This is a genomic window from Salinicola halophyticus, assembly GCF_003206695.1.
Classification (GTDB): Bacteria; Pseudomonadota; Gammaproteobacteria; order Pseudomonadales; family Halomonadaceae; genus Salinicola; species Salinicola halophyticus.
Genome location: NZ_PZJN01000005.1, coordinates 37307 through 57954 on the forward strand (window position 1 = coordinate 37307; position 20648 = coordinate 57954).

Below are 20648 nucleotides of genomic sequence, written 5' to 3' on the forward strand. Positions count from 1 at the left end.
ATGCGAGGAGACAACGATGGCCCGAGGTGTAAACAAAGTCATCCTGATCGGCAACCTGGGACAGGATCCGGAAGTCCGCTTCCTGCCCTCGGGAAATCCGGTGTGCAACCTGCGCATCGCCACGACCGATAGCTGGACCGACCGTCAGAGCGGTCAGCGTCAGGAGCGCACGGAATGGCACAGTGTGGTGCTGTTCAACAAGCTGGCGGAGATCGCTCAGCAGTACGTCAAGAAAGGTTCGCGGATCTATATCGAAGGCCGGCTGCAGACCCGCAAGTGGCAGGGGCAGGACGGCCAGGATCGCTACTCGACCGAAATCGTCGGCAACGACATGCAGATGCTGGATTCCCGCGCCGGCGGCGGCCAGGGTGGCGGCGACTATGCCCAGCCCCAGGGACAGTACGGCGGCCAGGGCGGCTACGACCAGCAGCCCCAGCAGGGTGGCTATGATCAGCCGCCGCAGGGCAGCCAGGGCGGTCAGCCACAGCCCCAGCAGCGCCCGCCGCAGTCAGGGCAGCCCCAGCAGCGTCCGCCGCAGCCAGGCCAAGCTGCACCGCAGCCCAATCAGAATCCGAACTACGGGGCCCCGAATCCGGGCAGTTTCGATGACTTCGATGACGAGATCCCGTTCTGAAGTCTTTAGAACGATGAGCTGTTTGCCGTCGACTTTTGGCGCCCCGCAATGCGGGGCGTTCTTGTCACTGGCCTCGTGAAGGCTTGACGATAGAGCAGGGAATGGATCAATTGATCGAGGGCCATCGGAGCGCAAGCTTCTGTAACAAAAAGTTTCTACACTTTATTTTGCGCATCGTTCTGGCATCGTTCGCGGTTGAAGATTCCCTCGTTCCTCTGCGGGTGATTAAAAAACGCCATACAAAATAGTGGCCTATGAAAACCGGGATCAGCGATCGTCATCTGTCAAAGAGATCAGCCGCTTTCAGGAGCACTCAATGAATGCTGGCGAGTAAATATATCAATGTTTACTAATTTGTAAGATCTCGTTCTGACTTCTAAGTTGACCTAGCTTCCCGGAGCCTCACTCAAAGGAATTGAGTGCTCTCGCAACAGAGTGTTAACGGAAATAACGGTGGTTCAATCCTGTAATGCGAATATCCTGCTTCCGCGGTCGGACCGCGAGGGCTGTCGAAGGTCGTGTCTTTTCGATGGACTCGCGGACTGGCTCAGGTCGAGCTCGTGCCTGTCTTCTTCATGTCCCGCTTGCGCTCTGTCTATTGTCGTTGACGCCTGCAGTTCAGGCGGCCGAACGGTTTCCCGAGGGTCGTTTGCCGGCGCCTGACGCGCCAGCGTCGGCCTATGGCGATGATGTGCGTGCCGGGCCTTCCGGGCAGCCCAATGCCGATGACCTGGCCGGCATCGCCGAGCGCCAGCGTCAGCAGGGCCACCCCGCGACCGCGCTGCGTCTTACCCAGCGTGTCTTGGAATACGCCCCGCACAACCCTCAGGCCATCCAGACCCAGATTTCCAGCCTGGCCAATCTGGGCGCGCATCGCCGCGCCGAGCAACTGCGCGAGCGGTATAAGCCGGATTGGCCGCAGGCCACGCAGGATCGCTTCGAGGCCGATGTGGTGACGGTGGCGATCCGCAATGGCACGCAGGAACAGACCCGGCTCGAGCGGCGACACTACTATGCGATGAGCGATGTCGAATTGACGCGATCGCTCGAGTCGCTGAATGCCAATCTCGTCCGTTTTCCTTCGGCTAGCGAGGCCAGCCTGCGGACGCGCTTCGATCGGCTGGTGGTGCTGCGCCAGCTGAATCGCTTCGAGGCGGTGATCGATGACTATGAAGCTCTACAGCGTGACGCGGCCAGCGTGCCGACCTACGCCAAGAGCCCCGTCGCCGATGCCTACCTGGCGCGTCGCCAGCCCGAAACCGCGGCACGTCTCTATCGTGAAGTGATCGACGCCAGTCCTCAGGCGCCGCTGTCGGTGCGCACCGGGTACTACTACGCGCTGGTGGAGAGTGAAGACTACGCCGCCGCAACCGACGTGCTTCAGCAGATGGATGCCGACACGCCGACCTGGCGTTCTCGTCCGAATTCGAAAGCCTCGCCGGTGCCCAATTGGGAGCGTAGCGAGGTCGATCGTCTGCAGGTACTCGATGCCACTTACCGCCATCATGAAGCGGACGCCTTGAATCAGGCCAGGGGTCTCTATCGGCAGGCGCCGCGCAATACCGACGTGATCAACGATCTGTCCACCGCCCAGCGATCGAGAGGGTGGTACCAACAGGCCCAGGCGACCGCCGAGCTGGCGGCTGCCTATGCGCCCAGCGATCAGGCGACCCGGCTGAACATTGCCGAAAACGCCCAGGACCTCGAGAACTTCCCACGCTGGCAACACACCATCGAGCCGCTGGCCGCGCAATTTCCGACCGACAGCGCGATCCGGCGCAATCGTCTCGAGTGGCAGGATCGCCAGCACTTTTCCGTCGAGGGGCAGGGCCGTTTGGGCCGCTCTCATGGCGGCAACGCCGTCAACGGAAGCCAGGATGGCGAGTACCAGCTTCGTCTCAACTCGCCCTGGAGCGAGGGCGGTTATCGTGCCTATGTCGAGCACTCCTATCGCTGGGGCGATTACGAAGAGGGCGCCGAGCGTCACGACCGCGAAGGTGTCGGCGTCGAGCGCCAATGGCTGCGTCGACACTGGTGGGCGGGGCTGAGCGGCGAGCACTTCAGCGACGATCTCGGCCTCGAGCTGGGCTGGTCGCAGTGGCTCGATGATCACTGGCAGTATCAGCTGCGCACTCAGACGCAGTCTCCTGAAACGCCGCTGCGCGCCGAGCGTGACGATCTGGACGGGCGTCTTTATCAGGCCCAGGTCACCTGGCGACAGAACGAATCCCGCCAAGCCACGCTTACGCTAGGGGCGCTCGATATCAGCGACGGCAACCTGCGCAGCGATGCCGCCGCCGATCTGACCCAGCGTATTCAGGCCAGCGCGCACCACCAGACACGGCTGATCGGCTCGCTCTCCGCCGAGCACAACAGTCAGGTCGACAGCGACTACTACAACCCCGAGGACACGCATGCGGTAGGACTGGCGCTGGAGCACGATTGGCTCACCTGGCGGCGCTACCATCACTCGCTCACCCAGAACCTGTCGTTGGCAGCAGCGTCCGAATGGGAGACCGGTTACGGCAGTGCGCCCGGCTACGATGTCACCTACGGTCACACCTGGCAGCTGACCCGGACCTGGTCGATCAACTACGGCGTTGGCTGGGGACAGCACGATTACGAGGGCGAGCGCGAGGAGCGTTGGTTGGGTCAGTTCGGTTTCGAAGGGGTGTTGTAATGAGTCATGTGATGCGATCGATCATTGCCCGTTCGCTGCTGGCGGCGGCACTGGCGGGATGCGGGGTGCCAGCGGCGATGGCGCAAGACTCGGCCTCGAGCGCGCCGGCCACGAGCGCGCCGGAGTTAGCCCCGTCCGATGGGACGGCGGGTATTCAGCGTGACGAGCCTGGTGAGGATGCGCCGAATACGGCCACGCTGCAGATCCCTGCCGGTCATTTCGTGACGCTGGGTTTTCACGATGTACGCGATGATACCCAGGCTGCGGTGGATCACGACCCCTACGCCATCAATACCCAACGGCTGGCGGCGCTATTCGACTGGCTAACGGCCAACGACTGGCATCCCATCTCGCTGGACGACATCAAGGCTGCCCGTGACGGCGAGCGCGCGCTGCCGCACAACGCGGTGCTGCTGAGCTTCGACGACGGCCTGGAAAGCTTCTACACCCGAGTGTTTCCGCTGCTGCAGGCGTTCGACTACCCGGCCCTGTTCGCGGTGGAGACCGGCTGGATCGAACGCGTCGAACGCGGCGAGACCGTGACGGCGGACGACACCGATCCGGTCGCCTCGCCGCTCCAGGAAGGCGCGGTCATTGGTGGTGAAAGCGACACCGCGAACGAGGTGCGCTACAACGGCCGCGAGCGCGGCAGTGCCGGGTTCGTCGACTGGGATCAGGTACGCGAAATGCAGACCTCGGGTCTGGTGGAAGTCGCCTCGCACACCGACGATCTGCACAAGGGGATCGTGGCCAATCCGCAGGGCAACGTCGAACCCGCGGCGTTGACGCGGCGCTATGATGATGCCCGCGGTGGGTACGAGAGTGACGACGACTATCGCCAGCGGGTTCATGACGATCTGGTGCGTAGCGCCGACATCATCGAACACAACACCGGTATTCGTCCACGCACGCTGGTCTGGCCTTACGGCGCGACCAATGCTAAGACCGAGACGATCGCCAGAAAGGCGGGCTACCGATTCACGTTCAGTCTCGGCGATCAGCGCCTGTCGACGCCCTCCAGCGGCCCGGATTTCGGTCGCTTCCTGGTCATGGACGACCCTGACCCCGTTGCCGTTGAGTCCCAGATCGCCCAGACCGTCGCGCCGCCCAAGCGTGTTCAGCGCGCCGTGCAGGTGGATCTCGACTATCTCTATGATGCCGACCCCGAGCAGGTCAATGCCAACCTCAGCGCGCTGCTGGACCGCATCCAGGCGATGCAGGTGCGCACGGTCTATCTGCAGGCCTTCGCCGATCCCGATGGCGACGGCACCGCGTCGGCGCTCTATTTCCCCAACGATTATCTGCCCATGCGCGCCGATCTGTTCAATCGCGTCGCCTGGCAGCTCAAGACCCGTGCCGGAGTCGACGTCTACGCCTGGCTGCCGCTGCTCGCCTTCGACCTGCCGGACAGCGCGCGCCAGCAGCAGCTGGCCGTGCAGACGCGTGGCGTCGATGGAGATCGTCAGGTCGCGGATCGCGACTATCGACGGCTGAGCCCGTTCCGCCCCGGTGCACTGGCGATCGTGCGCGGCATCTATGCCGATCTGGCGCGTAACACCTCGGGTATCAACGGCATCCTGATCCATGACGACGCCTATCTGGCGGCCGACGAAGACGCCCAGGCGTGTGCCCCCGAGGCGCGCTGGCCCGGCAGTCAGCGGGCGATCACTGACTGTGACCTGAGCGCTCGCGACAAGACCCGGGCGCTGATCGATTTCAGTCATCAGGCGATCGCCGGCGCACGGGAATACGTCAATCTCAGCAATCGCTTCCGGGTGGCCCGCAACATCTATCCACGAGTGGTGCTCGACCCCGATGCCGAGTCGCGTTTCGCCCAGGCGCTGGGGCCGTTCCTCGACAACTACGACGAAGTGGCGCTGATGGCGATGCCCTATCTTGATGAGGCGGGCATGGCGCGGGACGGCGCTACCGCCAGCCGCTGGCTGGATACGCTGGTCGATCGGGTGATGCGCCACCCTGACGGGCTCGAGAGGACGGTATTCGAGCTGCAGGCCTACGACTGGGCGCGCAAGCGCTGGATCGAGCCACAGCGCTTCAAGGGGTGGATGCACCAGCTGGTACGTCGGGGCGCGCTGAATCTGGCCTACTATCCGGATGATTTCATCGCCGGCCAACCGGCCTTTCAGCCGACGTTCGAGGGCATGAGCCTGAACGAATTTCCCTACTCGACCTTCCCCCTCCGGAGCCAGCCATGATTGCCGATATCGAAGCCTGGATCGGGTCCATCGACTGGCGGGACGCGATGTTCGCGTTCGCGTTCTATTATCCGATATTCATGGCCTGGATGTGGATCATCGGCGGGCTCTGGTTCTACCTGCGTCGCGAGCGCGGCAGAGACATGACCCCGCGGCTCGAGAAGCTGGGGCCGGAGGCGCCTCATGTCAGCATCATCGTGCCGTGCTTCGACGAAGAGGAGCAGGTCGAGCAGACGATCCGCTATGCGCTGGCCACACGCTATCCGGATTTCGATGTCATCGCCGTCAACGATGGCAGCAGCGACGAGACCGGCCCGATCCTCGACCGTCTGGCGGACAAGTACGAACGCCTGCGCGTGATTCATTTCGCCACCAACCAGGGCAAGGCGGTGGCGCTGCGAGCCGGCGCGCTGGCGGCGCCCTCGGACTACCTGGTGTGTATCGACGGCGATGCGCTGCTGCATCCGTTCGCGGTCTACTGGATGATGCAGCATCTTACCGGCGGGCCGCGTGTCGGCGCGGTCACCGGCAATCCGCGCATTCTCAACCGCTCGACGCTGCTGGGCAAGATTCAGGTAGGCGAATTCTCCTCGATCATCGGCCTGATCAAACGGGCTCAGCGCACCTATGGCCGCATCTTCACCGTCTCCGGCGTGATCACGGGCTTCAATCGTGCGGCGCTGGACAGCATCGGTTACTGGCGTTCGGACATGGTGACCGAGGATATCGACGTCTCGTGGCGGTTGCAGATCAACCACTGGGATATCCGTTTCGAGCCTGAAGCGCTCTGCTACATCTATATGCCGGAAACCCTGAAAGGGCTGTGGCAGCAGCGGCTGCGCTGGGCCCAGGGTGGCGTCGAAGTCATGCTGCGCTACGGCAGGCGGCTGCTGTCCTGGCGCCAGCGGCGTTTCTGGGGCGTCGCGCTCGAGTATCTCACAAGCCTGGTGTGGGCCTACGTCATGCTGACCATCGCCGTGCTGTTCTGCGTCGGCTTGTTCGTGCCGCTGCCGGCGCGCTGGCATGTCGCGACGCTGTTGCCGCAGTGGAATGGTCTGCTGCTGGGGGCCACCTGTCTGATCCAGTTTCTGGTCAGCCTCAGCATCGACCAGCGCTATGAACGGGCCGGGTTCCTGCGTCATTACTTCTGGGTGATCTGGTATCCGTTGCTCTACTGGACATTATCGACGTTGACCGCGGTCGTCGCCGTGCCCAAGACACTGCTGGCCTCGCGCCGACAGCGGGCGCGCTGGAAAAGCCCGGACCGCGGGATTCAACCCTGACAGGAGCTTGCGCCATGCAAGAGTCTCATCACGATATCCATCGGCAGCGGGGCGCCATCAGGCTGCCTCGAATCATTCATCGTCCCGACCTGCAGACACGGGGCCAGCGAAGCGTATTCGCGTTGGTGGCGGCTATCGGCTGGCTGCTGTGGCTCTATCTGTTCCTGCCTCTGGCCACGATCGCCAGCTGGATCTTCGGCGGGCATCGGTTCGACGCCTACGTTATCAACAACCATGGTCATAGCTGGTCCTCGCTGACGATCTACGCGGTCACCATCGCCCTGGCGGGGGCTGCGCTGTTGATCTGGGCGTTCTACAACTACCGTCGATTTCGCCATGCCGATCGTCGCCGGCCGGCTTTACCGGTGACTTCCGAACGACTGGCGCTCTCCTTCGGCGTGAGCTCGGACCAGGTCGCCGAGCTGCAGCGCTCCCGTCACATGACGCTCCGGCACGATGCGCAGGGCAACATCGTCGGGACTTCCGAGGGCGAAGGCGCTCGCCCGGCATGACGTAAGGCACGCCCGCTGCGCCGTGCCTCGACGAGAGCGCTCGCGGATTCTAGAATAGCGCTCTCGATAGGCATCTAATGATTTGCGCGTGCAGAAAATGCGATGCTTCGCGCCTTCGCTCTCCCCGGTGAAGGCGCGCTGCTTTTTTCGCCGCCCATGCGCCAATCCCTTTATGTCAGTTCCTGTATGTCAGCTCCCTTTACGTCTACTCCCTTTACGTCAGCCCTTTTACATCAGCCCTTTTACGCCAGAGTGTTTCCATGTCACAACGCATTCCCGATGAAGCACGCCTGCCCGAGCTGACGCTGCGGGGCGTCATTCTCGGTGCCGTCATCACGCTGTTGTTCACCGCCTCCAACGTCTATCTAGGGCTCAAGGTCGGCTTGACCTTTGCCTCGGCGATTCCGGCCGCAGTCATTTCGATGGCCGTTCTACGTCGCATGAAAGGGGCCAACAAGCTCGAGAACAACATGGTCCAGACTCAGGCGTCGGCGGCGGGGACGCTCTCGGCGATCATCTTCGTGCTGCCGGGACTGCTGATGATCGGCTACTGGCAGGGCTTCCCGTTCTGGCAGACGACAGCGATCTGCGCCATCGGCGGCATTCTCGGGGTGCTCTACACCATTCCGCTCCGCCGGGTGATGGTGGTGCAGAGCGATCTTCCCTATCCCGAAGGCATCGCAGCCGCGGAAATCCTCGAGGTGGGCAGCCGCAGTTCCCGTGCGTCGGCTGAACAAGAATCCGTCGATCAACGCTCGGATGACGAAAGCGCTGTCGTCGCAGGCCCGGTCGTTACAAGCCCGCAGCAGGCGAGCGCGGACCCAAGCCGGACGCGCCAGGACGAGAGCCAGACCGCTGGCGAACCCGGTGCCAGAGAGATTCTATTGGGGGGCGTCGTCGCGGCGGCGTTTTCGATCGCCAGCGGTGGCCTGCGCGTGCTGGGAGAGAGCGTCAGCGTATGGTTCTCGGCCGGCCGAGCGGCCTTTCAGCTTTCCACCGGCTTTTCGCTGGCGCTGATCGGCGCCGGCTATCTCGTAGGCATCGTCGGCGGCATGGCGATGTTGATCGGCACGCTGATCGCCTGGGGCATCGCGGTACCGTGGCTGACCAGCATCACGCCGTTGGAAGCGGGGCAGTCACTGGCCGACGCCGGCATGGCACTGTGGTCGGATAAGGTTCGTTTCATCGGTGCCGGCACCATCGGTATCGCCGCGGTCTGGACCCTGGCGACGCTGTTCAAGCCGATGCTGGTCGGCATTCGCACCTCGCTCGGCGCGATGCGTGGAGATCACGGCGCCTTCCGTGAGCAGCCGCGTACCGACCGCGATCTGCCGGCAGGCATCATTCTGGCATTGACCGGCGTGCTGCTGGTGCTATTGACCGGCGTCTTCGCGATCTTTCTGCATCAGGCCGCGCCGCAGCTGGGCGGTGGCGCATTCTGGGCATTGACGCTGGGCAGCGTGATCTTCGCCGGCGTGTTCGGCTTTCTGATCGCCGCGGCCTGCGGTTACATGGCCGGGTTGGTCGGATCGTCGAGCAGCCCGATTTCGGGCATCGGCATCGTCGCGGTCATCCTGGTGTCGCTGTTGCTGCTCGGCTTCACCGCTGTCAGCGATGCCTTCGACGCCTTGGATCCCGAAGTCGCCCGCATGCTTCCCACGGCGCTGGCGCTGTTCGTGACCTCGGTCATTCTCGCCGTGGCGGCGATCTCCAATGACAATCTGCAGGATCTCAAGACGGGTTATCTGGTCGGCGCCACGCCCTGGCGTCAGCAGGTGGCATTGATCATCGGCTGTCTGATCGGTGCCATGGTGATTCCGCCGGTACTGTCGCTGCTCTACAACGCTTACGGCTTCGTCGGCGCGATGCCGCGCGAGGGAATGGATCCCGGCCAGGCATTGGCGGCACCGCAGGCGTCGCTGATGACGGCCATCGTGCGCGGCGTGTTTTCCCACGATCTCGAATGGACGATGATCATCATCGGTGTGGCGATCGGTGCCGCATTGATCGGCGTCGACGAGTGGTTACGCAAGCGGGGCGGTAGCGCCCGGTTGCCAGTGCTGGCGGTGGGGATCGGCATCTATCTGCCGCCGAGCATCAACATGCCGCTGGTGATCGGCGCCGTACTCGGCTGGCTGATCGACCGCCGCCTGCGAGCCCGCGCGCTGGCGCGAGGCGACGATGTCGAGCGCGCCTCGGAGCTGCCGCGCCGCCGCGGAGTCCTGCTCGCCTCGGGGCTGATCGTCGGCGAGAGCCTGGTCGGCGTGATGCTGGCCGGCGTCATTGGTCTGAGCGGAGCGCCGGCGCCGTTGGCGCTGGTCGGCGACGATTTCGCCGGCACCGCTCAGTGGTTGGGGCTGGTGGTGTTCATCGCCGTCTGCGTCGGTTTCTATCGACGCGTGCTGGCATCGCCCAGAACCGGATAATACCGCGGGCTCAGAGCGTCGAATCATTGGGCAGGATCACCGGCGTGGTGGCGATGCCGCCGATCTCGACGTCGATCTCGAACAGCGCGCCCGCCAGCGGTTCGTCGGAGCAGCCGGTGGCGGCCGAAGTGACGAACAGGCGTTCGAGTGTCCCGCCGCCAAAGGTGCAGGACGTGGGGCGGGACACGGGCAACTCGACCTCCCGGTCGAGCGAGCCATCGGCGTGATAGCGCGCGATGCGGCCGCCGTCCCATAGCGCGATCCACAGTCCCCCTTCGCGATCGCAGGTCATGCCGTCCGGATAGCCGGCGCCTGGCGCCAGTCGAATGTGCTCGCGCCGATTCGTCAGTTCGCCGTCGTCATCGAGATCGAAAGCGAACACGATCTGGCGTGCGCTGTCGTTATGATAAAGTGTGCCACCGTCGGGACTGATGGCGGGGCCGTTGGTGACATGGTATTCGCTGTCCATCTCGATCAGGCCGCGGCTATCGAGGCGGAACAGGTGACCACGCACCTCGGCCTCGGCGTCGTCCATGGAGCCGAACCACAGCCGGCCGTGACTATCGCTTCCGGCGTCGTTGAGGCGGTCGCCGGCCGGCAGCCATTCGATCGGCGTCAGGCGTTTGCCGATACGCAGGCCGTTGTCGTCGAGTTCGAGTTCGACCACGCCGGAAAGCAGGCCGGCGACGAAGCCACCGCCCTCCCGCGGTAGCAGCCAGCAGCAGGCCTCGTCGAGATCCCAGCTCTGGCGTTGGTCGCCGTCGGGATAGTAGGCGTGCAGTCTGGCCTGGCGGATGTCGACGAACAGCAGCGCGCGAAGGCTGTCGGACCAGATGGGGCCCTCGCCGAGTTCGGCGCCGATCTTCCAGACCACCGTTTCGTCCTTGTGCATGAGGGTTCTCTCCCGGGACTAGTGAAGTGTCGGTTGGTGTTGGTATCCGTCTCTCTCAGGATTGATACTGTGATGTTCATTGAGGCCGTTGTCACCGCCTTCGTTAGCATAGTGGCGGTGTCGATGAAGGAAACAGGATTGTTGAAACGAGCAAGGATCCAAGAGCGATGAGGCGTGTCGAGGTGCCATCGTGAAGTGTCTGGTGTTGCAAGCGGAGCACTGCCTGAATCTGGCGCTGCGCGACACCGCGGCGCAGCGCAGTGATATCGCCTATGTGTCGGCGCCCGAGGCGGTCGATGTCGAGGTGCTGGCGTCAATCAAGCCGGAGGTGGTGATCGTGCCGCCGCTGGCGGACCCCGGCCGCTGCGAGCCGGCGGTGGTGTATACGCACGCCAATCGGGTCGAGGCGCTGCTCGAGGCGTGTCAGACGTTACGAATTCCGCTGGTCTGGTGCGTCTCGGACGCGGTCTACGAGGATGGCGCGGAAGGGCCGATCGACGAGGCAGTCGTGCCGCGGCCGCGCGACACCGCGATGCGGCGTCTCGTTGCCGTCGGTGAGGGCGTGCGCCGATACCCGCAGCACCTGATACTGCGTCTGGGTCCGCTGTTCGGCAGTGAAGGCGACGATGCCTGGTTGAGTGACCTGGTGACGGCATTGATGCACGGTGAAACGGTGCGCGCGCCTCAGGATCTGGTGCTGTGCCCGACCTCGGTCACGGCCGTGGCGCGGGCGCTGACGGGGATGCTGCTGCAGCTCGCCAGTGGCGCCGGAGCCTGGGGGACCTACCATCTCTGCGGCACCGAACCGGTCAGCGTCTTCACCTACTGCTCCGTGGTCCGGACCCAGCTCGAGACGCGCCTCGAGGGGGTGGGCGTGTCCATGACACTTGGCGAATTGCAGGCGCTCAATCAGCACCACGATACGCCGTTGCGGCGAGTGCTCGATTGTCGCCGGCTGCTCGATGTCTTCGGGATACACCAGAAGTCCTGGCGGGTAGAGCTGGGCCTGATGCTGGATGCCTGGTGTCAGCAGCACTATCCCGATCGGGAAGAGGCCGATAATGGCAGTCCAGGCACTAGCAGGGGAGAAACGGCCCGCGCATGAAAGTCTTTCGCAGTTTGATCTTTTACATCGGTTATTTTCTGGCGATTCTGGTTTCCGGCCTGTTGATGCTGCCGATCGGTTTCGCGCTGCCGGTGCGTTCACGATTCCAGCTGTTCAATTGGCATAACCGGTTTATCGTCAGCTGGCTGTCGCTGACCTGCGGCGTCCGCTACCACGTGCAGGGCCGCGAAAGAGTGCCCGAGGGGCCGTGCGTGGTACTGGCCAACCATCAGAGCGAGTGGGAGACCGTCTACCTGCAGTTGCTGAAGACGCCGATCTGTACCGTGCTCAAGAAGGAGCTGCTCAGCATCCCGCTGTTCGGCTGGGGCGTGCGCCTGCTGAAACCGATTCCGCTGGACCGTTCGAGGCCTTCGGCCGCGATGCGTCAGGTCCTTTCCCACGGCAGACAGCGTCTGGAGGAGGGGCTGTCGGTACTGATCTTCCCAGAGGGTACGCGCGTGCCGCCGGGAGAGCGCCGTCGCTTCAACAAGAGCGGCGCGGTGATCGCGTGTCGGACGGGTGTGCCGGTGCTGCCTGTCGCCCACAATGCCGGCGAGCGCTGGGGGCGCCACTGGGTCAAGCAGCCCGGCGTGCTCAATGTGGTCGTGGGAGAGCCGATCGCTACCGTGGGGCGCCGGCCTGAGGAGGTGATGGCCGAGATGGAGGCCTGGATCGAGCGTACGCTGGACGAGATCTCCGAAGTCCCGCGTCCGCCGCTGCCGGAAAAAGCCCCGCCGGCAGAGCTTCCCTCCTGAGCGATGAAGGGCGCGATCGGTATGAGATAGTCATGAAAAAGGCGCCCCGCGGGGCGCCTTTGCGTTGGTGACGATGATCGCTCGGGCTCAGCTCTCGAAACGATCCAGCACCAGACAAGCGTTGGTACCGCCAAAACCGAAGCTGTTGGACAGCACACGCCGAACATCGACATCATCGCGACGTTGGCGAACGATATCGAAACCGTTGGCCTGCTCGTCGAGCGTGTCGATATTGGCCGAGGCGCAGATGAACCGGTTCTGCATCATCAACAGCGAGTAGACCGCCTCCTGCACGCCGGTAGCGCCCAGCGAGTGACCGGTCAGCGACTTGGTCGAACTCATCGCCGGCGTGCTGTCGCCGAACACTTCGCGAATCGCCTTGAGCTCGGCGACATCGCCCACCGGCGTCGAGGTGCCGTGGGTGTTGACGTAGTCGACCTTGCCTTCCAGTCCGGCCAGCGCCTGACGCATGCAGCGTGCCGCCCCTTCGCCGGAGGGCGCGACCATGTCATGGCCGTCGGACGTGGCACCGTAGCCGGTGATCTCGGCATAGATCTTGGCGCCGCGGGCCTTGGCGTGTTCGAGCTCTTCGACCACCAGCATCCCGCCACCGCCGGCGATGATGAAACCGTCGCGATCCACGTCATAGGGCCGCGAGGCCTTTTCCGGGGTGTCGTTGTAGTGGGTGGTCAGCGCTCCCATTGCGTCGAACAGGCACGACAGCGTCCAATGCTCTTCCTCGCCGCCGCCGGCGAACACCACATCCTGCTTGCCGAGCTGGATCTGCTCGACGGCGCTGCCGATGCAATGGGCCGAAGTGGCGCAGGCGGAAGAGATGGAGTAGTTGATACCCTTGATCTTGAACGGCGTTGCCAGGCAGGCCGATACCGTGCTGCCCATGGTCCGGGTGACCCGGTAAGGGCCGACGCGACGCAGGCCTTTCTCGCGCATCACGTCCGCGGCTTCGACCTGATTGGCGCTGGAAGCGCCGCCGGAGCCGGCGATCAGACCGGTGCGCGGATTGGAGACGTCGTTGGCCTCCAGCCCGGCGTCGTCGATAGCCTGCTGCATGGCGATGTAGGCGTAGGCTGCCGCATCGCCCATGAAGCGCAGCTGCTTGCGATCGACCAGCGCTTCGATATCGATGTCGACCACGCCTGCGACCTGACTACGAAAGCCGAGTTCGGCATATTCCGGTTTGAAACGGATACCGGAGCGCCCCTGGCGCAGGGAATCGAGGACCTGTTGGGCGTCGTTGCCCAGGCAGGAAACGATACCCAGGCCGGTGACTACCACTCGTTTCATGGAAGCCTCCCGCTCAGAATTTCTCAGTATTGGTGAACAGACCCACACGCAGATCATTGGCCTGGTAGATATCCTGGCCGTCGACCGATAGCGTGCCGTCGGCGATGCCCAGCACGAGGCTACGAGTGATCACGCGCTTGATCTGGATGTGATACGAAACCTGGCCGGCGGTTGGCAGAATCTGCCCGGAAAACTTGACCTCGCCGCAGCCCAGCGCGCGTCCGCGGCCGGGATTGCCGAGCCAGCCGAGATGGAAGCCCACCAACTGCCACATGGCATCCAGGCCCAGGCATCCGGGCATGACTGGATCGCCCGGGAAATGGCACTGGAAGAACCACAGGTCGGGGTGGATATCCAGTTCGGCGATGATCTCGCCCTTGTGGTATTTGCCACCATCCTCATTGATCCGCGTGATGCGATCGAGCATCAGCATGTTGGGAGCGGGCAACTGGGCGTTGCCGGGGCCGAACAGTTCCCCCCGGCTGCATTTCAGCAGATCGTCTTGGCTGAAAGAGTGCTGTCTGGTCACTGGCGCATTCCGAGAATCGAAAAAGAGTTTACCTCGAGGATTCCGAGGCGCGGCCAGTCTAATGGCTGCGGGCACTGATTGCACGTCGGCTGCAGCCTAGTCGCGTGAAGCGCAGGGCGCAATGATCGGTATCACGCTTGCTCTGGCGAATGCCGCCGGGGCATGATGCCCGAACGGGACAGGGATCTCCGCGATAGCCGCCGGGCTAACCATAACGACGATAAACGACGAGCTATGTGGCCTTACTTTACGCTGAATCGACCGCTGATCTGGTTGGCAGTAGCGGCACTGGCTGCCGCTAGCGTACTGCCGTTGCTGCCTCTTCGAATGGCGGCGCTGGCGCTCGTGACCATTGGCGTGGCCGATGGCTGGCGCCAGATCCGACGCGAACATCAACGTCGTCGCCTGAGCGAGCAGGCTCTCGAGCTCTCTCAGGACGGCGTGATGATTACCAACGCCGACAATCGCATCGTCACCATCAATCCCGCCTTCACACAGATCACCGGCTATACCCTCGACGAGATTCGAGGGCTCGACCCGTCCTCGCTCTCCGCCGGTCGCCATGACAAGACTTTCTATGATCGCTACTGGCAGTCGCTGAAGACCACCGGACACTGGGAAGGCGAAATCTGGAACCAGCGCAAGCACGGCGACCAGTATCCGGAATGGGTGCGAATCCAGGCGTGTCACGACGGCAAGGGCCGGGTCTCCCATTATGTCGGCATATTCACCGATATCAGCCGGCACAAGGCGCGCGAGCAGGATCTGCGCCGTATCGGTTTCGAGGATCCGTTGACCGGCCTGCCCAACCGGCGAAGGCTGCACGATCTGCTGGCCTCGCGGCTGCGCCATCTGCGCGCCGGGGAAGGCCTGGATCTGGCGCTGATCGACATCGATGCTTTCAAGTCGATCAATGACAGTTTGGGTGTCGACAGCGGAGATCGCCTGCTGTCCCGATTCGGCCAGCGTCTGGCCGCGCAGGTGGCCGGTGGCATCGTCGGGCGCCTGGGCGGCGATGAATTTCTGGTCATTCGCACCACCACATTCGACGATCATGAAAAGTGGGTAGCCAGCCTGCGCGAACACCTGAGCGAACCCTTCGAGATCGATGAAAGCTCGCTACGACTGGGTCTGACCATCGGCAGCTGCCGGGCACCCGAGGATGGCAGTGATCCCAACGTGCTGTTTCAGCGACTGGAATCGGCGCTCTACAGCGCCAAACGTCACGGTCGGAATCACGATCGGCGCTTCCGGCCCTCGCTGGATATCGACACCGACCGCCAACTGATTATTCTCAACGATCTACGCCAGGCTCTGGCTCAGGGCTCGCAGTTGGAAGTCTATTATCAGACCCAGCATCGTCTCGACGACGGCGGCATGGTGGGGATGGAAGCCCTGCTGCGCTGGCATCATCCCGAGCATGGCATGATTCCGCCCAGCGAATTCATCCCGTTGGCGGAACGCCATGGATTGATGTCGGCGCTGGGGAGCTGGGTCATCGACCAGGCCGTGGCGCAGTTGGCAGCCTGGCGAGGCCAGGGGCTCGACGTGCTACCCATCTGGGTCAATCTCTCGGCGCTGCAGCTGATTCAGGGCGATCTGGAATCTCACCTGATCTCGACACTGAATCAGTACCGGGTGCCGACGCGGCTGCTGGGTCTGGAGTTGACCGAATCGGTGCTGCTCGACGAGCGCGCCGGCGATATCTCTCCGCGACTGGAATCCCTGCGGAGCAGGGGGATGCAGATAGCGATCGACGATTTCGGTACCGGTTACTCGTCGATGGCCTATCTCAAGCGTCTGCCGATCGACAAGCTCAAGCTCGATCGGGAATTCATTCGTGCCCTGCCGCACGACCCCGCCGATGCGGCGATCACTTCCGCGGTGCTGGCGATGGCACAGGGTCTGCATCTGGATGTCATCGCCGAAGGCGTAGAGACCATCGAGCAACGCGACTTCCTGCTGGCGAGAGGGTGTCGCCACGTACAGGGCTACCTTTATGCCCGGCCGGAGCCGGCCGGTGAAGTGGAGACACGGCTGCGACAGGCGGTGGAGAGCGTCTACTCGCACTCCTGACCGCGCAATCGCAACCAGAAGCGATCTCGCGCGTGAGCCGCGATCACACGCTGCCGATCAGGGGCGCGGGGCGAGCACCGGGCTTGGCCAGCAACAGATGGCAGGTGCCGATCGCGCGTTCCAGAAAGGCGCCCTCGCAGTAGCAGAGGTAGTAGCGCCACATACGAATGAAACGTTCATCGTAGCCAAGCTCTCGCACCTGATCGAGACTGGCTTCGAAACGCAGACGCCATTCGCGCAGCGTGCGCGCATAGTGCAGACCGATTTCGTCGAGATCGAGCAGATTGAGCTGGGTATGTCGACTCAGCCCGGTGAGCAGCGCGGTATGGGAAGGCAGAAAGCCGCCGGGGAAGATGTAGCGTTTGATGAAATCCATCTCGCGTTTGGCCGCTTCGAAGCGCTGATCGCGAATGGTGATGCACTGAAGCAGTGCCAGGCCATCGGGCGTTAGTAATCGATCGACGCAGCCCAGATAGGTGCCCAGATACTGATGGCCAACCGCCTCGACCATCTCGATCGACACCAGCCGATCGAAACGGCCTTCGAGATTGCGGTAATCGTCCCTGAGTAGCGTGATGCGATCCTCGAGCCCGGCTTCGCGCACACGGGCCGCGGTGTAGGCGTACTGCTCTTCCGAGATGGTCGTGGTGGTCACGCGGCAACCTCGAGTCCTCGCGGCATGAATCGCCAGTCCTCCCCAGCCGGTACCGATCTCCAGCAAATGGTGATGCGGTTCCAGCGCGAGCTTGTCGAGAATGATGTCGAGCTTGTGCGTCGAGGCTTCTTCCAGCGTGGCCTCGGCGTGGGGAAACACCGCGCTCGAATACATCCAGTGTCGGCGATCCAGAAACGTGGCGAACAGCTCGTTGCCCAGATCATAGTGCGCGGCGATGTGGCGTTTCGAACGCTGCGCGGTGTTGCGCTGTAGCGTGTAGAGGGCGGCCAGCCCCCAGCGGCTGAGCCGGGCGGTGCCGTTTTCCATGCGGTCGTTGACCCGTTCGACGTTGCGCGCGAAGAGACGAATCAGCCCGACCAGATCGTCGACTTCCCAGGCACCATCCATGTAGGCCTCGGCAACGCCCACGGTGCCGCCGAAGGCCAGGCGGCGCCACATGTCGGTATCATGGACGGTGAGTTCGACATGAATCGGCGGCGCATCGGGCATCGGCTGTCCCAGCTCGAGGACCTGGTTTCCCTCGCGCAGTGTCAGGCGGCCGCCTTCCAGGGCGTCGAGTGCCTTGATCAGGCGGGGGCGAAGCCAGCGCGACAGGCGTGGCGATTCCAGGGGCCCTCGAGTGGCCGAAGAGCGGGCGGCTGTCATGATGAGGGCGTCTCCCGTTCTGGGTGGTCGTGAATCGGGGTGCGCTTGAGCCAGAGTCTGAGCGCTTGCCAGTGAATGGTGACGATGGTCTTGAGCGTCATGGCGGGATGCTTGATCAGCTCTGCCATCAGCGCGGCGCGAGTCGCCGGCTTGAGCGTCAGGGTCAGCGTGGCATCGAAGTGACGGGCGTCCTCGTGCCACGTCTCCATGTGCATCATCAACTGACCGTCCGGGGTGTGAAAACGCGGCGTATTGAATCGCCAGTGATAGCGCATCTCCATCGGATTGAACGGCGACACATGCAGACGCTTGTCGAAGGCTGCCCGTTGGGAGTGCCGTTCGGGATCGACCCGGCAGGCATAGACCTGACGCTCGCGCCATGGCGTGTTGGTGACTTCGGCCAGTACGGCCTGCAGCCTGTCCTTTCGATCGTAGGCGTAATAGAGCGTCAACGGGTTGAACAGTATCCCGAACAGCCGGATCTGGCTCAGCATCCGAACCGGCCCGTCCGGCGCGCTGCCCAGCTCCTCCGTCAGGCGCGCACGCACGGCGTCGGCCAGCGGCAGCTCGTGGGGCGTCAGATAGTCCTCGCGGCGGTAGCGGGCCAGGGCGCCGCGGCGGGTGCCGAAGCCCGGCGTCCGCTCCAGTAGCGCCGGCAGCTCATCGAGATCCAGCCACAGCATCCACACGCGATAGTCGAAGGCGTGCCAGCGCGGCAGATAGCGGCGATGACGCAGGTGGCCCACGGCGAGCCGGCTATGGAGGCAGGAATCGCTCATGCCGTTTCGTCCTGGAGCTCGGCCGTCTCCGATGGGTTAGCCGCCGCCTGCGGCTGGCTGCCGTCGATGGCGCCGGCCACGCGCAGCGCGCTCCACACGCCGTCTTCATGAAAGCCATTGCGCCAGTAGGCGCCGCAGAAGTGGGTGCGCCGGGCGCTGTCGGATATTTCGGCGTGGCGAGCCTGCGCCTGCTGCGCGGCAAAGGTGAACTGGGGATGCGCGTATTCGAATCGTCCCAGCACGCGGCCGGGGTCGATGCTGTCATCATCGTTGAGCGTCACGCAGAAGGTGGTGTCGCTTTCAAGCTGCTGGAGAATGTTCATGTTGTAGGTAACCGGTACGCAGGCGTCGGCGTCGCGGCCGTCGAGACGATAGTTCCAGCTGGCCCAGGCGCGCCGTCTTCTCGGCAGCATGCGAGTGTCGGTATGCAGTACCACGCTGTTGCGCCGATAGCCGATCGACCCCAGCACGCTTCGCTCGTCATCGCTGGCCTGCGTTCCGAGGATGCGCAGGGCCTGGTCGCTGTGGCAGGCGAACACCACCTGATCGAACCGCTGTTCCCCGGCAGCCGTTGTGAGTGCCACGCCAGCGCCATCACGGCGAAGGCCGACGACCGGTGTGCCGAGATGAACGCGCTCACGGTAAGGCGCGACTAGCGGGTCGATATAGCTGCGGGAGCCGCCCTCGATGGTGCGCCATTGCGGACGATCGCTCAGCGACAGCAGGCCATGATGATGAAAGAAGCGGACGAAGAACCGCGCCGGGAAATCGTTCATGGCGGCTTCGCTGGCGGACCAGATCGCCCCGCCCATGGGTAGCAGATAGCGACGATGGAAATCCTCGCCGTAGCCGCCGCTGGCCAGGTAATCGCCCAGCGACAGTGACGCCGGTAGGGCATCGGATCGATGATCGCGGATGGCGCGCCGGTTGAAACGCATGATGTCGTTGAGCAGGCGATAGAAGCGCGGGCGCAACAGGTTGCTACGCTGGGCAAACAGACTGGCTAGCGTATGGCCGTTGTACTCGAAGTCGCGGCCGGTCTCGTGAACCGAAAAGCTCATCTCGGTCGCCTGGCCCGTTATCCCCAGCGACGCCATCAGCGCCTCGAAATGCGGATAGGTACGATCGTTGTAGACGATGAAGCCGGTGTCGATCGCGAGCTGCTCGGTCCCGGTGTCGACATCGATGGTTGCCGTATGACCACCCAGGCGTGAGTCTGCCTCGAACAGGGACACCGTGTGTCGACGAGACAGCATGTGCGCTGCGGTCATCCCGGCGATGCCGCCGCCGATCACCGCGATTCGCTGAGCCGGCGGTGTCATGACGAGGCTCCGGCGCGATCCCGGTTGGCGATACGCAGTCCGAAGCGCCGGCGCAGAGCTGGCGGCAGAATGCCCAGCGCCTTGACCAGAAAGGTAAACCGGCGGGGGAAATGGATGTCGAGTCGGCGCCGCTCGAGGCCATCGATGATGTAGCTGGCGGCCTGGTCGGCGTCGATCTGCATCGGCATCGCGAAATCGTTGCGCGCCGTCAGAGGGGTCTTGACGAAGCCCGGATGGATCACGCTGACATCGATCGACTCGGCGGCCAGATCGAGCCGCAGCGATTCCAGAAAATGCGAGATAGCGGCCTTGGAGGCTCCGTACGCCTCCGCTCGCGGCAACGGCAGGTAGGCGGCTGCGCTCGAGACGCCCGCCAGCAGCGGGCGATGCTCTCGATCCCTGGACTGGCGCAGCAGGGGCAGTGCCGCCTCGATGGCGTGGAGCGTTCCCCGGAAGTTGGTCGAAAACACCCGCTCGACCAGATCGACATCGAAGTGATCGATATCCAGGTACTCGCAGGTGCCGGCGTTGAGCAGCGCGATATCGAGACCGCCGAAAGCGTTGTCGATGGCGTTGCCGGCGCGGCGGGTGGCATCGCGATCGGTAAGATCGGCCGGTACGACCAGCGCATTGTCATGACCGGCCGCCAGCGCCTGCAAGGCCTCCTCTCGGCGCGCCGTCAGGGCGACCTGGTGTCCATCGGCCAGCAGACGCTTGGCCAGTGCTTCGCCGATACCCGATGTCGCTCCCGTCAGCCAGATACGCCGGGATCCCGATAGACTCGCCATGATTGATCCTCTTCCCTTGGAAAAC

General features: G+C 63.7%; 16 protein-coding genes. 9 read left to right on the forward strand and 7 right to left on the reverse strand.

From position 1 onward, the window contains the following. Positions 1–16: 16 nt before the first annotated feature. The 6 genes from ssb (at position 17) to DOM58_RS07610 (ending at position 9751) form a co-directional block, all read left to right on the forward strand. On the forward strand, positions 17–634 hold the full coding sequence (ssb, locus tag DOM58_RS07585; protein WP_110692370.1) for a single-stranded DNA-binding protein: 618 nt from the start codon (positions 17–19) through the stop codon (positions 632–634). Between the two features lie 649 nt (positions 635–1283). Beyond that, a complete protein-coding gene (gene pgaA, locus DOM58_RS07590) occupies positions 1284–3314 on the forward strand; it encodes a poly-beta-1,6 N-acetyl-D-glucosamine export porin PgaA (protein ID WP_157957511.1) in 2031 nt (676 codons plus the stop codon). Beyond that, positions 3314–5530 carry a poly-beta-1,6-N-acetyl-D-glucosamine N-deacetylase PgaB gene (gene pgaB / locus DOM58_RS07595; RefSeq protein WP_110692372.1) on the forward strand — a complete coding sequence of 739 codons (2217 nt, stop codon included), beginning with the start codon at positions 3314–3316 and terminating at the stop codon, positions 5528–5530. The genes pgaA and pgaB overlap by 1 nt, the downstream gene beginning before the upstream one ends. After that, a complete protein-coding gene (gene pgaC, locus DOM58_RS07600; protein ID WP_075563657.1) occupies positions 5527–6813 on the forward strand; it encodes a poly-beta-1,6-N-acetyl-D-glucosamine synthase in 1287 nt (428 codons plus the stop codon). Before pgaB ends, pgaC begins: the two co-directional genes overlap by 4 nt. Before the next feature lie 14 nt (positions 6814–6827). Then, positions 6828–7325: a poly-beta-1,6-N-acetyl-D-glucosamine biosynthesis protein PgaD gene (pgaD, locus tag DOM58_RS07605; protein WP_110692373.1), complete on the forward strand. Its 498-nt coding sequence runs from the start codon at positions 6828–6830 to the stop codon at positions 7323–7325. 260 nt (positions 7326–7585) lie between these two features. Continuing rightward, positions 7586–9751: an OPT family oligopeptide transporter gene (locus DOM58_RS07610; RefSeq protein ID WP_110692374.1), complete on the forward strand. Its 2166-nt coding sequence runs from the start codon at positions 7586–7588 to the stop codon at positions 9749–9751. A gap of 10 nt (positions 9752–9761) precedes the next feature. Here DOM58_RS07610 and DOM58_RS07615 read toward each other — a convergent pair whose 3' ends face one another. Beyond that, complete coding sequence (locus tag DOM58_RS07615) at positions 9762–10643, reverse strand: SMP-30/gluconolactonase/LRE family protein (RefSeq protein WP_110692375.1); 882 nt, start codon at positions 10641–10643, stop codon at positions 9762–9764. A gap of 202 nt (positions 10644–10845) precedes the next feature. Between DOM58_RS07615 and DOM58_RS07620 the strand changes: the two genes are divergently transcribed. After that, positions 10846–11748: a sugar nucleotide-binding protein gene (locus tag DOM58_RS07620; RefSeq protein ID WP_245392193.1), complete on the forward strand. Its 903-nt coding sequence runs from the start codon at positions 10846–10848 to the stop codon at positions 11746–11748. Continuing rightward, complete coding sequence (locus DOM58_RS07625) at positions 11745–12503, forward strand: lysophospholipid acyltransferase family protein (RefSeq protein WP_075563652.1); 759 nt, start codon at positions 11745–11747, stop codon at positions 12501–12503. Before DOM58_RS07620 ends, DOM58_RS07625 begins: the two co-directional genes overlap by 4 nt. Positions 12504–12590: 87 nt before the next feature. Here DOM58_RS07625 and fabB read toward each other — a convergent pair whose 3' ends face one another. Then, on the reverse strand, positions 12591–13808 hold the full coding sequence (gene fabB / locus DOM58_RS07630) for a beta-ketoacyl-ACP synthase I (RefSeq protein ID WP_110692377.1): 1218 nt from the start codon (positions 13806–13808) through the stop codon (positions 12591–12593). A 13-nt stretch (positions 13809–13821) separates the two neighbouring features. Further along, entirely contained in the window at positions 13822–14337 is a 516-nt protein-coding gene (fabA, locus tag DOM58_RS07635; protein WP_075563650.1) for a 3-hydroxyacyl-[acyl-carrier-protein] dehydratase FabA, read from the reverse strand. 234 nt (positions 14338–14571) lie between these two features. Here fabA and DOM58_RS07640 point away from each other — a divergent pair, with 234 nt between their 5' ends. Then, positions 14572–16413 (forward strand): putative bifunctional diguanylate cyclase/phosphodiesterase, encoded by a 1842-nt coding sequence (locus DOM58_RS07640; RefSeq protein ID WP_110692378.1) that lies wholly within the window; start codon positions 14572–14574, stop codon positions 16411–16413. A gap of 43 nt (positions 16414–16456) precedes the next feature. On the opposite strand, the gene DOM58_RS07645 is transcribed toward DOM58_RS07640, so the two are convergent. The 4 genes from DOM58_RS07645 to DOM58_RS07660 are packed head-to-tail and all read right to left on the reverse strand — an operon-like array spanning position 16457 to position 20623. Continuing rightward, a complete protein-coding gene (locus tag DOM58_RS07645; protein WP_110692379.1) occupies positions 16457–17734 on the reverse strand; it encodes an SAM-dependent methyltransferase in 1278 nt (425 codons plus the stop codon). Next, positions 17731–18513: a DUF1365 domain-containing protein gene (locus tag DOM58_RS07650; RefSeq protein ID WP_110692380.1), complete on the reverse strand. Its 783-nt coding sequence runs from the start codon at positions 18511–18513 to the stop codon at positions 17731–17733. Before DOM58_RS07650 ends, DOM58_RS07645 begins: the two co-directional genes overlap by 4 nt. After that, positions 18510–19835, reverse strand: a complete 1326-nt coding sequence (locus DOM58_RS07655; protein ID WP_110692381.1) for an NAD(P)/FAD-dependent oxidoreductase — start codon at positions 19833–19835, stop codon at positions 18510–18512. The genes DOM58_RS07650 and DOM58_RS07655 overlap by 4 nt, the downstream gene beginning before the upstream one ends. Further along, a complete protein-coding gene (locus tag DOM58_RS07660; protein WP_110692382.1) occupies positions 19832–20623 on the reverse strand; it encodes an SDR family NAD(P)-dependent oxidoreductase in 792 nt (263 codons plus the stop codon). The genes DOM58_RS07655 and DOM58_RS07660 overlap by 4 nt, the downstream gene beginning before the upstream one ends. Between the last annotated feature and the right edge of the window lie 25 nt (positions 20624–20648).